At 64.0% G+C, this 19,614-nt stretch carries 19 protein-coding genes and 1 pseudogene; 10 read left to right on the plus strand and 10 right to left on the minus strand.

Translation table 11 applies throughout. The annotated features are described in order from the left end of the window. Positions 1–103: 103 nt before the first annotated feature. Entirely contained in the window at positions 104–2,794 is a 2,691-nt protein-coding gene (gene acnA, locus EB231_RS05130; RefSeq protein WP_172347882.1) for an aconitate hydratase AcnA, read from the minus strand. A gap of 285 nt (positions 2,795–3,079) precedes the next feature. Here acnA and ccmA point away from each other — a divergent pair. The 4 genes and pseudogenes from ccmA to EB231_RS05150 form a co-directional block, all read left to right on the plus strand. Next, positions 3,080–3,682: pseudogene (gene ccmA, locus EB231_RS05135) on the plus strand (heme ABC exporter ATP-binding protein CcmA); the annotation flags it as partial. 116 nt (positions 3,683–3,798) lie between these two features. After that, positions 3,799–4,464, plus strand: coding sequence for a heme exporter protein CcmB (gene ccmB, locus EB231_RS05140; protein WP_172347883.1), 666 nt, complete (start codon positions 3,799–3,801; stop codon positions 4,462–4,464). A gap of 161 nt (positions 4,465–4,625) precedes the next feature. Continuing rightward, the gene (gene ccmD, locus EB231_RS05145) at positions 4,626–4,799 is read left to right on the plus strand and encodes a heme exporter protein CcmD (RefSeq protein ID WP_172347884.1); all 174 of its coding nucleotides are present in this window, start codon (positions 4,626–4,628) and stop codon (positions 4,797–4,799) included. After that, positions 4,796–5,371, plus strand: a complete 576-nt coding sequence (locus EB231_RS05150) for a DsbE family thiol:disulfide interchange protein (RefSeq protein WP_172347885.1) — start codon at positions 4,796–4,798, stop codon at positions 5,369–5,371. The genes ccmD and EB231_RS05150 overlap by 4 nt, the downstream gene beginning before the upstream one ends. Before the next feature lie 183 nt (positions 5,372–5,554). On the opposite strand, the gene EB231_RS05155 is transcribed toward EB231_RS05150, so the two are convergent. Continuing rightward, positions 5,555–5,719, minus strand: coding sequence for a hypothetical protein (locus EB231_RS05155; RefSeq protein ID WP_081850415.1), 165 nt, complete (start codon positions 5,717–5,719; stop codon positions 5,555–5,557). Positions 5,720–6,014: 295 nt separating this feature from the next. On the opposite strand from EB231_RS05155, the gene EB231_RS05160 reads away from it, so the two are divergent. Together EB231_RS05160 and EB231_RS05165 are read left to right on the plus strand one after the other, a co-directional pair. Beyond that, on the plus strand, positions 6,015–6,935 hold the full coding sequence (locus tag EB231_RS05160) for an SMP-30/gluconolactonase/LRE family protein (protein WP_172347886.1): 921 nt from the start codon (positions 6,015–6,017) through the stop codon (positions 6,933–6,935). Positions 6,936–7,094: 159 nt separating this feature from the next. Then, the gene (locus EB231_RS05165) at positions 7,095–7,301 is read left to right on the plus strand and encodes a tautomerase family protein (RefSeq protein WP_013892236.1); all 207 of its coding nucleotides are present in this window, start codon (positions 7,095–7,097) and stop codon (positions 7,299–7,301) included. Between the two features lie 112 nt (positions 7,302–7,413). Here EB231_RS05165 and EB231_RS05170 read toward each other — a convergent pair whose 3' ends face one another. From EB231_RS05170 to EB231_RS05205, 8 genes are all read right to left on the minus strand, one after another. Next, positions 7,414–7,947 carry an NADPH-dependent FMN reductase gene (locus EB231_RS05170; RefSeq protein ID WP_172347887.1) on the minus strand — a complete coding sequence of 178 codons (534 nt, stop codon included), beginning with the start codon at positions 7,945–7,947 and terminating at the stop codon, positions 7,414–7,416. Positions 7,948–7,984: 37 nt separating this feature from the next. Then, positions 7,985–8,605, minus strand: coding sequence for a pyridoxamine 5'-phosphate oxidase family protein (locus tag EB231_RS05175; protein ID WP_172347888.1), 621 nt, complete (start codon positions 8,603–8,605; stop codon positions 7,985–7,987). A gap of 81 nt (positions 8,606–8,686) precedes the next feature. Beyond that, positions 8,687–9,361, minus strand: a complete 675-nt coding sequence (locus tag EB231_RS05180; RefSeq protein WP_140776098.1) for a septation protein A — start codon at positions 9,359–9,361, stop codon at positions 8,687–8,689. A 44-nt stretch (positions 9,362–9,405) separates the two neighbouring features. Further along, entirely contained in the window at positions 9,406–10,416 is a 1,011-nt protein-coding gene (ftsY, locus tag EB231_RS05185; RefSeq protein ID WP_445299298.1) for a signal recognition particle-docking protein FtsY, read from the minus strand. A gap of 895 nt (positions 10,417–11,311) precedes the next feature. Continuing rightward, positions 11,312–12,652, minus strand: a complete 1,341-nt coding sequence (gene mtaB, locus EB231_RS05190; RefSeq protein ID WP_172347889.1) for a tRNA (N(6)-L-threonylcarbamoyladenosine(37)-C(2))-methylthiotransferase MtaB — start codon at positions 12,650–12,652, stop codon at positions 11,312–11,314. After that, positions 12,652–13,536: a diaminopimelate epimerase gene (dapF, locus tag EB231_RS05195; RefSeq protein WP_172352815.1), complete on the minus strand. Its 885-nt coding sequence runs from the start codon at positions 13,534–13,536 to the stop codon at positions 12,652–12,654. Before dapF ends, mtaB begins: the two co-directional genes overlap by 1 nt. Before the next feature lie 97 nt (positions 13,537–13,633). After that, positions 13,634–13,795: a DUF1328 family protein gene (locus EB231_RS05200; protein ID WP_032932257.1), complete on the minus strand. Its 162-nt coding sequence runs from the start codon at positions 13,793–13,795 to the stop codon at positions 13,634–13,636. Positions 13,796–13,888: 93 nt separating this feature from the next. Further along, positions 13,889–14,908 (minus strand): MBL fold metallo-hydrolase, encoded by a 1,020-nt coding sequence (locus EB231_RS05205; protein ID WP_246740882.1) that lies wholly within the window; start codon positions 14,906–14,908, stop codon positions 13,889–13,891. A gap of 271 nt (positions 14,909–15,179) precedes the next feature. Between EB231_RS05205 and EB231_RS05210 the strand changes: the two genes are divergently transcribed. The 4 genes from EB231_RS05210 (at position 15,180) to sucC (ending at position 19,614) form a co-directional block, all read left to right on the plus strand. After that, positions 15,180–15,719 carry a protease inhibitor Inh/omp19 family protein gene (locus tag EB231_RS05210; protein WP_172347891.1) on the plus strand — a complete coding sequence of 180 codons (540 nt, stop codon included), beginning with the start codon at positions 15,180–15,182 and terminating at the stop codon, positions 15,717–15,719. Between the two features lie 130 nt (positions 15,720–15,849). Beyond that, positions 15,850–17,049 carry a cell division protein ZapE gene (zapE, locus tag EB231_RS05215; protein WP_172347892.1) on the plus strand — a complete coding sequence of 400 codons (1,200 nt, stop codon included), beginning with the start codon at positions 15,850–15,852 and terminating at the stop codon, positions 17,047–17,049. Between the two features lie 357 nt (positions 17,050–17,406). Then, positions 17,407–18,375: a malate dehydrogenase gene (gene mdh, locus EB231_RS05220; protein ID WP_056574603.1), complete on the plus strand. Its 969-nt coding sequence runs from the start codon at positions 17,407–17,409 to the stop codon at positions 18,373–18,375. A 45-nt stretch (positions 18,376–18,420) separates the two neighbouring features. Then, positions 18,421–19,614, plus strand: coding sequence for an ADP-forming succinate--CoA ligase subunit beta (gene sucC / locus EB231_RS05225; protein WP_172347893.1), 1,194 nt, complete (start codon positions 18,421–18,423; stop codon positions 19,612–19,614).

Below are 19,614 nucleotides of genomic sequence, written 5' to 3' on the forward strand. Positions count from 1 at the left end.
GCAGTAGGGCAGTAGGGCAGTAGGGCAGTAGGGCAGTAGGGCAGTAGGGAGATGACTTCCTTGCCCTGCTCCATTACTGCCCTGCTGCCTTATTCCCTTGCGACTATGCCGCCAAGTCGCGCAGCACGTACTGCAAAATGCCGCCGTTCTTGAAGTAGTCGAGTTCATCCAGCGTATCGATGCGACAGATGATCGGCACGTTCTTCACCGAGCCGTCGCCATAGGTGATCTTGGCGGTCATCGTCTGGCGCGGCTTGATGGCACTCAGGCCGTCGATCTCGACCAGTTCGTCGCCCTTGAGGTTGAGCGATGCCCACGAGGTGCCTTCCTCGAACACGAAGGGGATGACGCCCATGCCGACCAGGTTCGAGCGGTGGATGCGCTCGAAGGACTGGGCGATGACGGCGCGGACACCGAGCAGGTTGGTGCCCTTGGCCGCCCAGTCGCGCGACGAGCCGTTGCCGTATTCGACGCCGGCGAAGATGACCAGCGGCACGCCTTCTTTCTTGTATTCCATCGCCGCGTCGTAGATCGATTCCTCTTCCTTCGACGGGTAGTGGATGGTGTAGCCGCCCTCACGACCGTTCTCGCCCAGCATGTGGTTGCGGATGCGGATGTTGGCGAAGGTGCCGCGCATCATCACCTCATGGTTGCCGCGCCGCGTGCCGTACTGGTTGAAGTCGGCGACGCCGACGCCATGGTCGGTGAGGTACTTGCCGGCCGGCGAGGCGGCCTTGATCGAACCCGCCGGCGAGATGTGGTCGGTGGTGATCTTGTCGCCGAACAGGCCGAGCACGCGGGCGCCCTTGATGTCGCCGATCTTGCCGAAACCGGCGGTCATGCCGGCGAAATAGGGCGGGTTCTGCACATAGGTCGAGTTGTCGTCCCAGGCGTAGGTCTGGCCTTCTGGCGCCTGCACCTTCTGCCAATGCTCGTCGCCCTTGAAGACGTCGGCATATTTGCGCGCGAACAGCTCGCGGGTGACGTTCTTCTCGATGAACTCTTGGATCTCGGCCGAGCTTGGCCAGATGTCCTTGAGGTAGACCGGATTGCCGTTCTTGTCCTCGCCGAGCGGCTCGGTGGTGAGGTCCTTCGTCACGGTTCCAGCCAGCGCGTGCGCCACGACCAGCGGCGGCGAGGCGAGGTAGTTTGCCTGCACGTCGGGCGAGACGCGGCCTTCGAAGTTGCGGTTGCCGGAGAGCACCGCGGCGGCAATCAAACCCTTATCGTTGATGGTCTTGGAGATCGGCGCCGGCAGCGGGCCGGAATTGCCGATGCAGGTGGTGCAGCCGAAGCCGACCAGGTTGAAGCCGATCTGGTCGAGTTCCTTCTGCAGGCCGGACTTCTCCAGATATTCGGCGACCACCTGGCTGCCGGGGGCCAGCGAGGTCTTCACCCATGGCTTCTGCTTGAGGCCCAGCCGGTTGGCGTTGCGGGCGAGCAAGCCCGCGCCGATCAGCACGCTTGGATTCGAGGTGTTGGTGCAGGAGGTGATGGCTGCAATGACGACGTCGCCATGGCCGAGGTCATGGTCCGTGCCTTCGACGGCGTAGCGCTTGGAGATTTCCGCCGCCTTCTTGTACTCGGTCTCCATCGCCTTGGCGAAGCCGTCCGGGATGCCTTCCAGCGCGACACGGCCTTCGGGACGCTTGGGGCCGGCCATTGACGGCACCACGCTGCTCAGCTCGAGTTCGAGCAGGTCGGTGAAGACCGGGTCGGCGGAGCCCGCCTCGCGCCACATGCCTTGCGCCTTGGCATAGGCTTCGACCAGCGCGATGCGGCTTTCCTCGCGGCCCGACATTGTCAGGTAGCGGATGGTTTCCGAATCGACCGGGAAGAAGCCGCAGGTGGCGCCATATTCCGGCGCCATGTTGCCGATGGTGGCGCGATCGGCCAGCGTCATGTTGGACAGGCCCGGGCCGAAGAATTCGACGAACTTGCCGACGACGCCCTTCTTGCGCAGCATCTGGGTGACGGTGAGCACGAGGTCGGTGGCGGTGACGCCTTCCTTGAGCTTGCCGGTGAGGCGGAAGCCGATGACCTCGGGCAAGAGCATGGAGACAGGCTGGCCGAGCATGGCCGCCTCGGCTTCGATGCCGCCAACACCCCAGCCGAGCACGCCAAGGCCGTTGATCATCGTGGTGTGCGAATCGGTGCCGACGCAGGTGTCAGGATAGGCCGTGGTTTCGCCGTCCTCGGTGTTGGTCCACACGACCTGGCCGAGATATTCGAGGTTAACCTGGTGGCAGATGCCGGTGCCGGGCGGCACGACGCGGAAGTTGCGGAATGCCTGCTGGCCCCATTTCAGGAACTTGTAGCGTTCCTCGTTGCGCTCGTATTCGAGCTCGACGTTGCGGGCGAAGGCCATTGGCGTGCCGAACTCGTCGACGATGACGGAGTGGTCGATGACGAGGTCGACCGGGACCAGCGGGTTGATCTTCTGCGGATCGCCGCCAAGCGAAGCCATGGCGTCGCGCATCGCGGCAAGGTCGACCACGGCCGGAACGCCGGTGAAATCCTGCATCAGCACGCGGGCCGGGCGATAGGCGATCTCGACGCCGGCGGTGCCCTTGTCGGTCAGCCAGCCGGCGACCGCCTGGATCGATTCCTTGGTGACGGAGCGGCCGTCCTCGTTGCGAAGCAGGTTTTCCAGCAGCACTTTCATCGAATAGGGCAGCTGGGCAATGCCGGTGAGGCCGTTCTTCTCGGCCTCGACAAGGTCGAAATAGACATATTCGGTGCCGCCCGCGGTCAGTGTGCGGCGGCAATTGAAACTATCGAGGGATTTTGACACGTGCGATCCGTCCTTGTCTGTTCAGCCTGAAAGGGAACGGACGCCGATGGCATGCAATCACGCGCAAAGGTGCGGGTACGGCCATTTCCGCTGTCCGCTCCCAAGCAACCCGAGCCGTTCAAGGCGGCGCGTGCGCTGGTTCGGCGCAAATTCTGTTCCCGAGCCGACCGCTGGCACGGATGCACCGCATATAGAGAATTTTCTGGAATAGTTCTAGACAGTTGGAGAGCAAATTTGTGCGATGCGGCAGCGCTCGCGAAACATTGTTTTCAGGGCAGGCGAGGAATGCGGCTTATCGCCGAAAATCTGGGCGGCGAACGCGGCGGCGAGGCGGTATTTTCCGGCATTGGCTTCGCCCTCGGCGATGGCCAGGCGCTGGTCGTCACCGGACCGAATGGATCTGGCAAATCAACCTTGCTCAGGATCATCGCCGGGCTGCTGCCGAAGGCGGAAGGTCGATTGCTGATCGAAGACGGCGGCGATGACTTTCCGTCGATTGCTTCGGCCTGTCATTATCTCGGTCACCAGAATGCGATGAAGACCGCGCTGAGCGTCACGGAAAATTTGCGCTTCTGGCACGACTTCAACGGCGATGGAGATGCCGGGGTCGAAGAGGCGCTGGAAACGGTCGGGCTTGATGGCATCGGGCATCTGCCGTTCGGCTATCTGTCGACCGGGCAAAGGCGCCGCGCGGCGATCGCGAAACTCCTGGTCAGTCACCGGCCAGTGTGGCTGCTCGATGAACCGACGGCGGGGCTGGACAAGGCTTCGGAGGAGCGATTCGCTGGGTTGATGACAAGGCATTGCCGGTCTGGTGGGATGATTGTAGCGGCGACGCATCTGCCGCTGGGGATCGAGGGGGCGAAGGAATTGGTGATGGGGCATTCACCCTCCCCCTTGTGGGGAGGGTCGATCCGCGAAGCGGAGCGGGGGGGATCTCTTGTGATGGCCGCCGCTCCCCACCCCGGCGCTGCGCGCCGACCCTCCCACAAAGGGACGGTGAAGTGCTAGCCCTCTTCGCCCGCGACATCCGCCTCAACATCCGCGCCGGCGGCGGCGCGCTGACCGGCGTCATCTTCTTCCTCGCCGTCATCGCCACCATCCCCTTCGGTGTCGGGCCGGACCTGAAGCTGCTTGCCCGTATCGGCCCGGCGATCCTGTGGATCGGGGCTCTGCTCGCCTGCCTGCTCGGGCTCGACCGGCTGTTCCAGGCCGATCGCGAGGACGGCTCGCTCGATCTCCTGGTGCTCGGCAACGACCGGCACATGCTGGCGCTGACGGTGCTGGTGAAGTGCCTCGCGCATTGGGCGGGCAGCGTGCTGCCGCTGGTCATCGCCGCGCCCCTGCTCGGCCTGTTCATGAACATGGAGCCGCTCGCCATCGGCGCCACGGCGCTCACGCTTCTGGTCGGCACGCCGGCCATCACCTTCATTGGCGCGGCAGGTGCGGCGGTGGCGGTGGCGCTGCCGCGCGGTGGACTTCTGATCTCCGTGCTGGTGCTGCCGCTGACCATCCCGGTGCTGATCTTCGGCGTTTCGGCGAGCTATGGCGCGACCGCAAATCCCGATCCGTTCCTGCAGCCCTTCCTCATTCTTGCCGCGCTGACCTTGTTTCTTGCCGTGCTGGGGCCGGCCTCGGCGGCGCTGGCACTGCGGCATGGAACCGATTGAGCGAGGTTGGCCATGGTTTGCGCGACATCAAGGGCCGCGGCACGGTGGCCACGTATGTTTGAAACCACGGTGCGTTGCACAGCCGTAGGCAGGCCGTTAAGGGGAAGAATGATCGAACGAGGCGGAAGGTTGGAAAGAGGCGCGCCGATGGAGCGGCAGGCATGAGTGCGCATGCACTCTATGTCACGGCCGCCTATGGCATCACGGCGGTCGTTCTGGCCGGGCTGATCGGCTGGATCCTGCTCGACCAAAGGGGGCGCAAGCGGGATCTTGCCGAACTGGAAGCAGCAGGCGTGCGGCGACGTTCCGACAAGGCGGAGGCTGAGAAGCCGTGAGCAGCGAAACCGAAACCCCGACGCGCGGGCGCCGCCTGTTCGTGCTATTGCCGCTCCTGGTCTTTCTCGGCCTTGCCGGCCTGTTCCTGTCGCAGCTTTTGTCGGGACGCGATGTCTCGGAAGTGCCTTCGGCGCTGATCGGGATGCCGGCGCCGCAGACCAATCTGCCGGCGTTGGAGGGATCAAACCTGCCGGGACTCGACTCCAAGGCGTTCGCCGGCAAGGTCACGCTGGTCAATGTGTTTGCGTCATGGTGCGCGCCGTGCCGGGAAGAGCACCCGGTGCTTCTGGCGCTGTCGCAGGACAAGCGCTTCGTAATGACAGCGCTGAACTACAAGGACCGGCCGGAAAACGCCCGCCGGTTCCTCGGCGATCTCGGCAATCCGTTCCAGGCGATCGGCGTCGACGAAGCCGGCCGTACGGCGATCGACTGGGGCGTCTATGGCGTGCCGGAAACCTTCGTTATCGGCAAGGACGGCAAGATAGCCTACAAGCATGTCGGCCCGCTGACGGCGGAGTCGGCGCAGACGCTGCTGTTGCCGCAGATCGAGAAGGCGCTGGCGGCGCATTGATATTCAGGTGATGCCGGCCTGCAAACGGCGGCTTCCTGCGCTTCCCCGTTCCACTGCGTCGCAGTAGAACTGAGCTCACGTCCGGAAAGTACGCTCCGCTCCGGTTCTCGGAATCCACCGTTTTCGATTCGACCTGACCTGAATCTCAGCGCGCCTGGGTGGCGCGTGTCACGAGACTTGAGATTAGCCGTAGATCTGCTTGTGGATCTGGTAGAGCATTTCCGAGCGGTCGGCGCGCATGTCGGCCAGATCGCGGCTGGAGAAGCTGTCGATTTCGGCGACGAGGCGGTTGTAGTGCTTGCGCTTGGCGATGCTGCTGCGAGCGCGGTTCATGAGATCGAAGATCATAGCAAGGGTTCCTTCTATGCCGCATTCTGGCGGCCGGTTCTTCCTCCCTTGGTCAATACGGAACATGACATAGTAATGGTGCATTGCAAAAAGAAGATGTTGCAATGCACCATTGCACGCAGCGCATAGCCGGTTAATCGAGTCCTAAGGCGCGTCTTGGCCGCACGGTCGCGGGGCAGCGGAGCCGCATGGCAGCTTCCTCTCCGTTTTGTCATACAAATTGCGAAGGCGCCGTCTTGCCAGATCGATCGCGGGCTGGCTTGATCTGCCGTCACGTGATGCCGGGAGGAAATGCATGGCGGCCGCAGATTATTATGAAGTTCTCGATCCGCGCTTCGCGCGCCTGTTCAATGGCAGCGCGCAGGTGGAGAAGCTGTTCACCGGATGCCGCTGGGCGGAAGGGCCGGCCTGGTTCGCCGCCGGCCGCTATGTCGTCTGGTCCGACATTCCGAACAACCGCATGCTACGTTACGACGAGACGGACGGCAGTGTCAGCGTCTTCCGCCAGCCCTCGGGCAATTCCAATGGCAACACCGTCGACCGGCAGGGCCGGCTGGTCACTTGCGAGCATTCGGGCCGCCGCGTCAGCCGCACCGAGCATGACGGCTCGGTCACCACCATCGCGGCCAAGTGGAAGGGCAAGCGGCTGAATTCGCCCAACGACGCGGTGGTGAAATCCGACGGCTCGATCTGGTTCACCGACCCGACCTACGGCATCGACACCGACTATGAGGGCGACAAGGCCGAGAGCGAGATCGGCGCCTGCCACGTCTACCGGGTCGATCCCGATAGCGGGGACGTCGAGGCCGTCATCACCGACATGGTCAGGCCCAACGGGCTTGCCTTCTCGCTCGACGAGAGCCTGCTCTATGTCGTCGACACCGGCCGCACGCATGGCGCCGAGAATCCGGCGCATATGCGGGTGTTCAACGTCGGCAAGCACGGCAAGAAGGTTTCGGGCGGCAAGGTCTTCGCCGACTGCACGGCCGGCCTGTTCGACGGCTTCCGGCTCGACGCCGACGGACGCATCTGGACCAGCGCCTTTGACGGCATCCATTGCTACGATCCGGACGGGACGCTGATCGGCAAGGTCAAGGTGCCCGAGGTGACCGCCAACTGCGTGTTCGGCGGCGCCAAGCTGAACTGTCTCTACATCGCGGGCACCACCTCGCTCTATTCGGTGCGGCTGATGGTGAACGGGGCCAAGACCTATTGAGGCTGGACACTCTTATTTGGCGGGTTTTGATGGCGCTCCTGCGCATAAAAGGGGTGCCCGCCGCGCCGAAGTTGCCGAAGCGGCCACCATTCAGTCCGTCGGAGAGGCTTTCAAAGCAGCTTCTTGCCGGAAAGCAGAAAAACCCAAGGGGAGAGCGTCATGCCATTCGTCAACATCCGCATCGTCAAGGAAGTGATCGCCGCCGATCCGGCAGGCAAGAAGGCTGATATCGCCAAGAAAGTCACGGCGGCCATCATGGATGCCACCGGGCTCGGCAATGACGATGTCTGGGTGGTTTTCGAAGAGGTCAACGCCCGCGATTGGTATGTCGGCAAGACCGATGTCGAGACCCTGCGGAAGGGTTAGGGCGGAGAGAGTGGCAACCCTCAACGTTAGAGATTGGTCGAAGCTCTCAACTTCGTCATCCTAGGGCGAAGCAGTCGCGAAGCGACGTCGCGGAGACCCTAGGATGACGACCCTATGTTTGCCTGCGAATAAAGTCCGCGAAGGCCTGCACGGCGTCGCGCATCGCCAGCACATTCGCCTCGTCAGCCAAAATAGCCGCCACCTCCGGCGGCTTCTTCCCCAACAACGCAATCTCCAACCTGTCCTCATACATCGCGAACGACATGGTCCGCATGATCTCGGCCAAAGCGGCACGCGCAAATAGCGAGCGGGGCGAGGCGTGCACTGGCATGGCCGGCTTGGCGACGGCGGCGTCGCGCGAGACCAGCCAGTCGAGCGCGTTCTTCAGCCCGCCCGGCACACCATGGGCATATTCGGGACAGGAGACGATGAGGCCGTCGGCGCCAGTGACGGCGTCGATCAACCTGGAGGCTTCGGACGGCGTGCGCTCGCCCTCATCGTCCGGATTGAAGATCGGCAAGCGGCCGAGCCCATCATGGACAGTGACACGGCAGCCAGGCGGCGCGTTGCGCGCCAATGCCGCGAGCAAGGCCGAATTGGTGGAGGCCGCCCGCAGGCTGCCGGAGATGGCAAGGATGTTCAGCACAGTCGGCGAGGCCAGTTCGGACGAATCGCTGGGAAACCTACCACATGGTCTGCTTGTAATCGTCGTCGAGCCAGCGGTCGGTCGCCTCGGCCGAATCGGCGAGCGCCAGCTGATCGCGCAGGATCTGGCCGAGTGTCGGCAGAGTGGCACGGTCGTACCAGCTCTCCGGCTTCCACAGATCGGAGCGCATGAAGGCCTTGGCGCAATGCATGTAGGCAGCCTTGACGGCGACGACGATGACGCTTTGCGGCTCCTTGCCGTCGACGGCCAGGCGCTCGCGCAGATTTGCATCGACGGTGATGCGGGCATCGCCGTTGACGCGCAGCGTCTCGTTCATGCCGGGGATGAGGAAGAGCAGTCCGACCGAGGGATTGCGCAGGATGTTCTCCAGCGTATCCAGCCGGTTGTTGCCTGGCCGGTCGGGAATGGCGATGGTGCGGTCGTCGAGAATGGCGGCGAAGCCTGGCTTGTCGCCCTTCGGCGTCACGTCGGCATTGCCGGCGCCGTCGGACGAACCGATCAGCACGAAGGGGCTCTTGCCGATGAAGGAACGGCAATGGCCGTCGAGCGCCTTCAGCTCCTTGCGGATCGAGCCGTCGGTCGGGCGCGGCGTCTTGTAGATCGTCCGAAGCTCTTCACGCGTGGTGACGAATTCCATGGCTCTCCCCCTCTTTGTTTTGACGCAATTCCCCAGGGAGAGCGCTACGCGCCTTTCCTGGAATTGCTCTACTTGCAGGTCCTACTTGCCTGCCTTCTCTTCCCCGCTCGCCTTGTCGTCCAGGGAATGGCGCAGGATCAGCGGCATCTGGCTGAAGGTGAACAAAAGCGTGATCGGCATGATGCCCCAGACCTTGAAGGTAACCCAGGCATCGGTGGAGAAATTGCGCCACACCACTTCGTTGACGACGGCCAGGAACAGGAAGAACAGGCCCCAGCGGAACGTGAGTTTTTTCCAGCCTTCGGCATCCAGCTTGAAGGCTGAATCGAAGACATAGCCGAGCAGCGACCTGCCGAAGAACAGGCCTCCGAGCAGCACGCCGCCGAACAGCGTGTTGACGATGGTCGGCTTCATCTTGATGAAGATGTCGTCCTGCAGATAGAGCGTCAGCGCGCCGAAGATGAAGACGACGACGCCCGAAACCATCGGCATGATCGGCAAGGTGCGCGTCAGCAGCCATGAGGCGATCAGCGCGATGGCCGTGGCGGCCATGAACAGGCCGGTGGCGACGAAGATCGGGCCGCCGAATTCGCCCAGGACCGGGAATTTCTGCACCAGCCATTCGCCGCGCGCATTGGCGAAGAAGAAGACCAGCAGCGGCCCAAGCTCCAGCACCAGCTTGAGCAGGGGATTGACGCCTTCCTTCTTCTCTTTCTGCGGGTCGGACGGATCGCGTTCGAGAATGGGTGGGTTCATGATCTTCCTTCTTACGCACGATCCCGTTCAAAGGGATCATGCCGTTACGCCACTCCAGCGATCGCCCTGGCGAATTCGCTTGCCGAGAAAGGCTCGAGGTCGTCGACCTGTTCGCCGACGCCGATGAAATAGACAGGCAATTTGTGCTTTGCCGCGATCGCCACCAGAATACCGCCGCGCGCCGTGCCGTCCAGCTTGGTCATCACCAGGCCGTTGACGCCGGCGATGTTGCGGAAGATCTCGACCTGGTTGAGCGCGTTCTGGCCGGTGGTGGCGTCGACCGTCTGCAGCACCGTGTGCGGCGCTTCCGGATCGAGCTTGCCGAGCACGCGGACGATCTTTTCCAGTTCCGCCATCAGCTCGGTCTTGTTCTGCAGCCGGCCGGCGGTGTCGATGATAAGCACGTCGGAGCCCGCCTCTTTCGCCTTCTCGAAAGCGTCATAGGCGAGGCCGGCGGCATCGGCGCCGATCTTGGAGGCGATGACAGGCGACTTCGTGCGCTCGCCCCAGATTTTCAATTGTTCGATCGCGGCGGCGCGAAAGGTGTCGCCGGCGGCGAGCATCACCGACAGGCCGCCATCGGTCAGTTTTGCCGCCAGCTTGCCGATGGTGGTGGTCTTGCCAGTGCCGTTGACGCCGACCACCAGGATGACATGCGGCTTGTGCGAGAGGTCGAGTTCCAGCGGCCGGGCGACGGGGGTCAGCACCTTCTCCACCTCGGCCGCCATGACGGTGCGCACGTCCGTATCGGAGACGTCCTTGCCATAGCGGCTGGCGGCCAGCGCGTCGGTGATGCGAAGCGCGGTTTCCATGCCAAGGTCGGCGCGGATCAGCACATCCTCCAGGTCCTGCAGCGTTTCCTCGTCCAGCTTGCGCTTGGTGAAGACGCCGGCAATGTTGCCGGTGAGCTCGCGCGACGAGCGGGCCAGCCCGTCCCGCATGCGCTGGAACCAGGAGCGCCGCAGCGCCGGCTCCGGCGCCTTCACCGGCTCGGCCTTCTGCTCGACCTTTTTCGCCACCGTCACCTTGCCGGGAGCGGGTTTCGACTCAGGCAAGGGTTGTGGGGCCGGTGGCGGGATGGGCTGCGGCTCGGGCGCGATCTCGGCAATAACGGGCTGCGGCGCGACCGGCGCGGGTGCAGCTTCGGGCGGCGTGCGCTTTACCTCCTCCTCGATGGGGAGGTCCCAAGCGAAGCGTGGGGTGGGGGTGGGTGACTGGCGCTGGCGTCGGCGCTGTCACTTCACCCGACGTTTGCGTCGACCTCCCCATCGAGGGAGGGTGAGATTCTTCCTTCTCCCCGTCACTATACGGGGAGAAGGTGCCGGCAGGCGGATGAGGGGCGGCGCTGACCTCGGAAGTCGGCTGTGTGGAAGGCACGGCCGGTGGCGGCACTTCGACCGGCGCGGGTTGTTCGGCTGGAACCTCGGCGGGTGGGGCCGGCACTTCGATCGGTGCTGGTTCCGGCTGCCGTTCGGGGCGCGGCGGCGCAATCTCCGGCTCAGCGGGAGCAGGGACTTCTTGCGGCTGCGGTTCGGGGGCGGGCTCCGGAGCAGGCGGGGGAAGCGGAATTTCCTCGGGTGGCGGCGGCTCGACAGGCCTTTCAGGCGCGGGTTCTTCTTCCGGCGCGGGCTCCTGCAGCGGTTCCGGCTTGGACGGAACAGTCGGCTCAGGCATCGGTGGGATGGTCGGAGCCGGTTCGACAGGCGCCGGTTCCGGCTGCAGTGCTACAACAGGCTCGACCGCTGGTGCCGGCACCACCTCCGCCTCGGGCTGCGGCTCGTCGCGCTTCAAGAACTCTGGAACGACCTGTTCGGCCGCCGGTTTCAGCGCATCGAGCTGGTCCCATTTGATCGGGGGCAGCGGAGCGGTCTCGTCGACGCGCTCCTCGACAACCTCTTTCTTGCCGAACGAAAATATCTTCTTGAAAAAACCAGCCATGCTTTGCGTTTCTCAGGCGGCGCGTGCGGCAAGCGGGGCTGCGATCAGCCGGATACCATCGTGGCCAGTAATTGTCGCTTCGACGATCTCGCCCGGCGCGCCGGTGCCGAGTGCGGCGAGTGTGAATCCTTCGGTGCGGCCGAGGCCGTCACGCTCGATCAGGATCGATTGCCGGGTTCCCGCAAGCGATGACAAATGGCGCCGGTAGGCAGCTTCGCCGGCGGCGCGCAGCCGGGCGGCGCGCTGCTTGACCACCTCGCGGCGCAGCTGCGGCATGCGCGCGGCGGGCGTGCCTTCGCGCGGGCTGAACGGGAAGACGTGAAGGTGGGTCAGGCCGCATTCCTCGACGATTTTTATCGAGTTCTCGAACATGGCGTCGGTCTCGGTCGGGAAGCCGGCGATGATGTCGGCGCCGAAGACGATCGCAGGGCGCAATTTGCGCACATCCTCGCAGAAACGGATCGACTGGTCGCGCAGATGCCTGCGTTTCATGCGCTTCAGGATCATGTCGTCGCCCGACTGCAGCGACAGATGCAGATGCGGCATCAGCCTGGATTCGGTGGCGATGGCTTCGAGCAATTCCTCGTCGGCCTCGATCGAATCGATCGAGGATAGCCGCAGCCGCTTCACGTCGGGCACCTGCCTGAGAATGGTCTTCACCAGTCTGCCAAGCTTGGGCGAGCCCGGCAGGTCAGCGCCGAAGCTGGTCATGTCGACACCGGTCAGCACGATCTCGGCATAGCCGTTGCCGGCGAGCCGCTTGACCTGTTCGACCACGGCGCCCATCGGCACCGAGCGCGAATTGCCGCGACCGTAAGGAATGATGCAGAAGGTGCAACGGTGGTCGCAGCCATTCTGCACCTGGACGAAGGCGCGGGCGCGGCCCTCGATGGCGTCGACCATATGGCCGGCGGTCTCGCGCACAGAGAATATGTCGTTGACGCGGGCCTTCTCGGTGTCGTTGACGCCGAAATCGGGCAGCGCGCGGTAGGAATGCGCCTTGAGCTTCTCTTCATTGCCGAGCACGAGATCGACCTCGTCCATGGCGGCGAATTTTTCCGGCTCGGTCTGCGCGGCGCAGCCGGTGACGATGATGCGCGCCTGCGGGTTGTCGCGGCGCGCCTTGCGGATCGCCTGTTTGGCCTGGCGCACCGCCTCGCCGGTGACGGCGCAGGTGTTGAAGATGACAGCGCCACCGTCCAGCGCGCCAAGACCGGCGCTCTCGGCCTCGCGCCGCATCACTTCGGATTCATAGGTGTTCAGCCGGCAACCGAAGGTCACCACGTCAATGCGGCTGGGGGCCTCGGAAAGGGAGCCGTCGACATGAGAGCTCCTGGGCAGAGCAACCGACATCAGGCCGCGCTTTCGGTGTCGCGGGCCCAGGTGCCGGTCGAAGGATCGAAGCTGCCGGAAAATTCCCACTCGGCCGCACCCGTCAGGATGACGTGATCGTCATCGCGCCATTCGACATGCAGCGTGCCGCCGCCGGGGGTCAACAGGCTGACGCTGCGTCCGGTCCGCTTGGTGCGCGCTGCTGCCACCACCGCGGCGCAGGCCGCCGAGCCGCAGGCCTTGGTCAGGCCGGCGCCGCGCTCCCAGGTGCGGATGATCATGCTCTCGGGAGACGTGACCTGGGCAATGGTGATGTTGGCGCGCTCGGGGAAGATCGGGTGGTTCTCGAGCAGCGGGCCAAAGCGGTCAAGCTCATAGGACCAGACGTCGCGGTCGACCCAGAAGATGGCGTGCGGATTGCCCATCGAGACGGCCGAAGGCGAATGCAGCACGGGCGCATCGATCGGGCCGATCTGCAATTCGATCATGCGGGTGTCGCGGAACTCCTCGGCGAGCGGAATCTCCTGCCAGCCGAAACGCGGCGTGCCCATGTCGACCGAGATCGTGCCGTCGGCATGTTCCCTGGCGTTGAGGATGCCGGCACGGGTCTCGAAGGTAAATGTCTTCTGGCCGGTCTCGGCGGCAAGCGCCTGGACGACGCAGCGCATGCCGTTGCCGCAGGCCTGCGCACTGGTGCCGTCCGAATTCAGGATGTCGACATAGTAGGCCGTGCCCGGTGTCTTGGCGTCATGGATGGCCATGATCTGGTCGAAGCGGGTCGCGGCATCGGCGTTCAGCGCAAGGGCGGCCGCCGCCGTCACCTGATCGGCACGGCCGCGCATATCGGCAACGATGATCTCGTTGCCGATGCCGTTCATCTTGGCGAAGGGGGCGGTGCCTGCCATTCTTCCGGTCATTCCGTGTCCATTTGGCGCTATATGGCGGAAACGGGCGGGAATTACCAGTGCGCAGGCGTGTTCAGTCACGGCGAAGACGCCGGGATTAGGTCACGGCAAAGATGCCAAGCACGACCAGCAGGAAGATGACGAGAACGATGCCGATGAGGATGCGCGCGCCTGTGGCGGCGGCTCCGGCCAGCGCCGGCATGCCGAGCAGGCTCGCCGCCGCGGCGATGATCAGGAGAATGATGATCCATTTGATCATGGGAATGCCTCGCGAACCGACACATTTTGAAACCGCATGAAGAACGCGGCTGTCGTGCCTAGGTTCCCGCGAGCCGCGAAGCCGGCTCCCGGTTCAGGGCGCGACGGTCTTGGGCACGTCCCAGACCTCGCCCGGCCGCAAGGCGCGAAAGTGTTCCTGCGGCAGGCCCTCGGCGTCAAGCGCCTCGGCAAGTTTGCGGACCGGCTCGTCCATCGGTTCGTCGGTGAGCTGGAAGGTGCCCCAGTGGCAGCCGGCGGCGAAGGCGGCATCGCACAGCTTCATGCCTTGCACCGCTTCCTCCGGGTTCTGGTGCTGCGGCGCCATGAACCAGCGCGGCTCGTAGGCGCCGATCGGCAGGATGGCGAAGCGGAAGCCGCCATGTTTCGTCGCCATCAGCCGGTAGTTGATGCCGTCGTGGAAGCCGGTGTCGCCGGCGAAATAGATCTTGCCGCCCGGCGTCTCGATGACGAAGCCGGCCCACAGTGCCATGCGCCGGTCACGCGCGCCGCGTGCCGACCAGTGATGCGCCGGCTCGATGTGGACGAAAACGCGGTCACCGAGATCGATCCTGCCGCCCCAGTCATATGCCGAAAGACGCATGCCGGGAACCGCCTCGCCGATGAGGACATCGTTGCCGAGCGAGGTGACCACCATCGGATCGTGGCCGGCCTTGAGCTGCTTCAGCGTGGCGAGGTCGAGATGGTCGTAGTGATTGTGGCTGACCAGGACGAGGTCGATCGGCGGCAAGTCGGCGAAGGCGATGCCCGGCGGATTGACGCGTCTTGGCCCGGCGAAGGAAAACGGCGAGGCGCGTTGCGACCAGACCGGATCGGTGAGTATGTTCAGCCCGGCGGTCTGGATCAGCAGTGTGGAGTGACCGACCATGGTCACCGTGAGCTCGGCACCCTCGACCTTCCCGGCGGGCCTTGCCTGCGGAAAGGGGTTCGCACTGGTCGCGGGCCATTTCGCGCGCTGGCCATTGAACTGCCATTTCAGCAGATCCACGAAGCGGCCGGGCATCCGGCCGCCCGGGTTGAAGAACAGGGTGCCATCGAAATGGTCGCTGGGCGGACCGCTGTAATAGCGGTTGGCGGCTTTCTTTCTCGCGGCCAAGGTGTGCTCCCGCGTTTCGGTCCCTAGACATAGGTCCTGCGTCGGTCGGCGCAAGCGCCGAATGGCGAAGGCGCAAGCCTTGCAGGCTGGGATTGCGGAGGCCGGGCAGCAAGCCGGCCGGTCCATCCTGATTGCGATAAATTTGCAACAAATCTTGCTACAAACCCTATTTTAACCATATCGGGTTGAAATTTCGCCACCTTCTCCATCTTGGTGGAGGTGAGAGATTGCGCGGACGGCGTCCCCCCAGCCGGATCCGACGGAGGTTGGAATGAATTTTTCGAAAAGCGGCCTGGCGGCCGTATCGCTGGCGGCGCTCGTTGCGAGTGGCTGCTCAACCTCACGGTTCTCGTCGATGGACGACCAGCAGCCGGCGCCACTGCAGCCAGCGCCGGCTGGCCAGGTGACCTCCAACCAGCTGCCGCCGCCAGCCTCGCCCGGCACCACCGACCCGTCGCAGTTCCCGACCGCTCCGGCGAATACGCAGGTCGCGTCCTTGCCGCCGGACGGCTCGGCACCCGCCGGTGCCTCGGATCTCAGCGCGGCAAGCGTCGCCGGCGTCTGGAACGCCAGCGTTTCCGGCCAGAGCTGCAAGATCGCGACGCCGCAGACCAAGTTCGGCGCCGGCTTCCGCGCCGGGCCGCTGCACTGCCCGGCGCCGATCGATGGCATCAAGTCGTGGAATGTCGCCGGCAAGCAGCTGACGCTTTATGATGAGAATGGCGGTTCGCTGGCGCGGCTCTATTCCTCGGGCGGCTCGAAATTCGACGGCCAGACTTCCAACGGGCAGCCGATTTCGCTTACAAGGTAAGCTGGATATGCCGATATTCAGGCGATGCCGGCCTGCGGACGGCGGCTTCTCGAAAGCCGACATTCTCGGCTCGGCCTGACCTGAATCTCAACACACCTAGTCCTCCCCGGACTGAACAACGACGTGACCGATGCATCTGCGTGACGGCCTCCAGACCCATGCGACCGTCAGGCAGCGCTACGACCATCTGGTGGAAACCGGCGCGATCGAGCGCGATCCGGCGCAAGAGCGCATCGCCGCCGCGCTCGACCGGCTGACATCGGAAATCTCGGCAAAACGGCTGGCGCACAAATCCAGTGCGCTGGGCTGGCTGTTTGCCCGCAAGCGCGAGACGCGTGAGATCGTCAAGGGCCTCTACATCCATGGTGGTGTCGGCCGCGGCAAGACCATGCTGATGGACATGTTCTTTGAGCTGCTGCCGGTCCGGCGCAAGCGTCGCGTCCACTTCAACGACTTCATGGCCGACGTGCAGGACCGCATCCAGAAGCACCGGCAGGCGCGCAAGAATGGCGACGTCAAGGAAGACGATCCGATCCCACCCGTGGCAAAAGCCCTGGCCGAGCAGGCCTGGGTGCTGTGCTTCGACGAGTTTTCCGTCACCGACATCGCCGACGCGATGATCCTGTCCAGGCTGTTTTCGGCGCTGTTCGCCAATGGCGTGGTGCTGATCGCCACCTCGAACGTGGCGCCGGAGGATCTTTACCGCGACGGGCTCAACCGCCAGCTGTTCCTGCCGTTCATCGGCATTCTGGAACGGCACGCGCAGGTGCTGTCGCTCGACAGCGACAAGGATTACCGGCTGGAAAAGCTCGCCCGGACGCCGGTCTATGTCACGCCGGCCGACGCGGAAGCCGACCGCGCGCTCGACGAGGCCTGGCAGGCGATGACGCGCGGCGCGCCGACAGCCGCGACGTCGCTGACGCTGAAGGGCCGGCAAGTCGTGGTGCCGGCTGCCGCCGGCGACGCGGCGCGGTTTGCCTTCGCCGACCTCTGCGAAAAACCCCTCGGCGCGCGCGATTTCCTGGCCATCGCCGGACGCTTCTCGACGGTCTTCATCGACCACGTTCCGGTTCTGGGGGAGAGCAAGCGCAACGAGGCCAAGCGCTTCATCCTGTTGATCGACACGCTCTACGACCACCATGTGCGCCTGGTGGCGAGCGCCGAGGCGCCGCCGCAAGAGCTCTATGTGGCCAAGCGCGGCGTCGAGGTGTTCGAGTTCGAGCGCACCGCGTCACGCCTGATCGAGATGCAGAGTCGCGACTGGCTGGAAGACTGGGCGGAGCGGCGGAAAGAGAAGGCGGCCCCGGAAGCGTCGCGCGCGCAGGCGTAGGAGACGGTTTCCAGAAGGCCGCGATCCTTCGCGCCCCCTCTGTCCCGCCGAGGTTCACATCCTCGGCGGCCCGCATCACAAGGGCGTCATCGCCTCTTCAAGCCTTCTGATTGTCATCCTAATTGTGTAATCTGAGGCAAGTCGGCTTACAAACTTTGACGCTTACGTAAATCCCAAACCATCTAACCGATTGAAAACGCTCACTCCAAAATAATCGATTGAATTTATCTTGTACCGGGGCTATTGGGTGCGGCGAAATCTCGCGGGTTTCCGCAGCATTCCGGCCTCTTCCTCGGCACCGTCATCAAGTCGTCAAAGATTTCGGCGCAGTCACAGACAAAGGGAAAACATCCTCACATGGCACGCAACAAGATAGCGCTTATCGGCTCGGGTATGATCGGCGGCACGCTCGCCCACATGATCGGCCTCAAGGACCTCGGAGACGTAGTGCTGTTCGATATTGCCGAGGGCATTCCGCAAGGCAAGGGTCTCGATATCGCGCAGTCGTCGCCGGTCGATGGTTTTGACTCCCGGTTGACCGGCGTGAACGACTATGCCGGCATCGAGGGCGCGGATGTCTGCATCGTCACCGCGGGCGTGCCGCGCAAGCCGGGCATGAGCCGCGACGACCTGCTGGGCATCAATCTCAAGGTCATGGAACAGGTCGGCGCCGGTCTCAAGAAGTACGCGCCGAAGGCCTTCGTCATCTGCATCACCAACCCGCTCGATGCCATGGTGTGGGCCCTGCAGAAGTTCTCGGGCCTGCCCAAGACCCATGTCGTGGGCATGGCCGGCGTGCTCGATAGCGCGCGCTTCCGCTATTTCCTGGCCGAGGAGTTCAAGGTTTCGGTCGAGGACGTCACCGCCTTCGTGCTCGGCGGCCACGGCGATTCCATGGTGCCGATGATCCGCTATTCGACGGTCTCGGGTATTCCGCTGCCCGACCTCGTCAAGATGGGCTGGACCTCGAAGGAAAAGCTCGACCAGATCGTGCAGCGCACCCGTGACGGCGGTGCCGAGATCGTCGGCCTGCTCAAGACCGGCTCGGCCTATTACGCGCCGGCCGCTTCGGCGATCCAGATGGCCGAAGCCTATCTCAAGGACAAGAAGCGCGTGCTGCCTTGCGCGGCGCACCTCTCCGGCCAGTATGGCGTCAAGGGTACCTATGTCGGCGTGCCCGTGGTGATCGGTGCCGGCGGCGTCGAGCGCATCATCGAGATCGACCTCAACAAGGCCGAGCAGAAGATGTTCGAAAGCTCGGTGGCGACGGTGCAGGGCCTGACCGAGGCCTGCGTCAAGATCGCGCCGCAACTCGCTTCGAAGTGAACCCCGCCAAAAACAACCCCGGCAAAGACCTGGAGATAGTTCCCGATGAACATCCATGAATATCAGGGCAAGGCGCTGCTGAAGAGCTTTGGCGCGCCGGTGGCCGAAGGCGTGCCGGTGTTCAAGGCAAGCGAGGCCGAAGCCGCCGCCAAGGCGCTGCCCGGTCCGCTCTATGTGGTGAAGAGCCAGATCCATGCCGGTGGCCGCGGCAAGGGCAAATTCAAAGAGCTCGGCCCGGATGCCAAGGGGGGCGTGCGGTTGGCGAAATCGGTCGCCGAAGTCGTCGCCAACGCCAGCGAGATGCTCGGCCACACGCTGGTGACCAAGCAGACCGGCCCGGCCGGCAAGCAGGTCAACCGCCTCTATATCGAGGACGGCGCCGACATCGAGCGCGAGCTTTATCTTTCGATCCTGGTCGACCGTTCGGTCGGCCGCATCGCCTTCGTCGTCTCGACCGAAGGCGGCATGGACATCGAGGCGGTCGCCCATGACACGCCGGAAAAGATCATCACCGTCGCCATCGACCCTGAAAAGGGCGTCACGGCCGATGGTGTGAAGAAACTCAACGCGGCCCTCAAGCTCGACGGCGACGCGGCCAAGGACGGCGGCACGCTGTTCCCGATCCTCTACAAGGCCTTTGTCGAGAAGGACATGAGCCTGCTCGAGGTCAACCCGCTGATCGTCATGAAGAATGGCCGGCTGCGCGTGCTCGACGCCAAGGTGTCGTTCGACAACAACGCGCTGTTCCGCCACCCGGACGTGCTCGAACTGCGCGACACGACCGAAGAGGACGAGAAGGAAATCGAGGCGTCGAAATACGACCTCGCCTATGTCGCGCTCGACGGCAATATCGGCTGCATGGTCAACGGCGCCGGCCTTGCCATGGCGACGATGGACATCATCAAGCTCTATGGCGCCGAACCCGCCAACTTCCTCGACGTCGGCGGCGGCGCGTCCAAGGAGAAGGTGACGGCGGCGTTCAAGATCATCACCAAGGACCCGGCGGTCAAGGGTATCCTGATCAACATCTTCGGCGGCATCATGAAGTGCGACATCATTGCCGAGGGCGTCATCGCCGCGGTCAAGGAAGTCGGCCTCAAGGTTCCGCTGGTGGTGCGCCTGGAAGGCACCAATGCCGAGCTCGGCAAGAAGATCATCAACGACAGCGGCCTGAACGTGGTGTCGGCCGACGATCTCGACGACGCGGCCAAGAAGATCGTGGCGGCGGTGAAGGGCTGA

The organism is Mesorhizobium sp. NZP2298 (assembly GCF_013170825.1).
GTDB lineage: Bacteria > Pseudomonadota > Alphaproteobacteria > Rhizobiales > Rhizobiaceae > Mesorhizobium.